Source organism: Streptomyces sp. TRM70350, assembly GCF_019219825.1.
In the GTDB taxonomy this organism is placed as follows: Bacteria; Actinomycetota; Actinomycetes; order Streptomycetales; family Streptomycetaceae; genus Streptomyces.
Genome location: NZ_JAHUXH010000133.1, coordinates 1 through 371, shown reverse-complemented (window position 1 = coordinate 371; position 371 = coordinate 1). Strand labels below are relative to the sequence as shown.

Annotated in this window: 1 protein-coding gene; it reads right to left on the bottom strand. The window is 69.5% G+C overall.

What is annotated here, in order from left to right:
• The coding region (locus tag KWI83_RS37910) for a condensation domain-containing protein (RefSeq protein ID WP_218518904.1) at positions 1 to 371 on the bottom strand (371 nt) is incomplete at both ends.

Below are 371 nucleotides of genomic sequence, written 5' to 3'. Positions count from 1 at the left end.
AGGGCGAGCATGACCTGGACGAGGGGGTTGCGGGACAGCGACCGGGCCGGGTTGAGGACCTCGACCAACCGCTCGAACGGCACGTCCTGATGCGCGTAGGCCGCCAGGTCCCCTTCACGGACCCGGCCCAGCAGCTCACGGAAGGACGGATCACCCGAGACATCCGTACGCAGCACGAGGGTGTTCACGAAGAACCCGACCAGATCGTCCAGCGCCTCGTCCGTCCGCCCCGCCACCGGCGACCCCACGGCGATGTCGTCCCCGGCACCCAGCCGGGACAGCAACGCCACCAGACCCGCTTGGACCACCATGAACAACGTCGCCGACGCATCCCGCGCCAACCCCACCAACCCCCGGTGCAACTCCCCGTC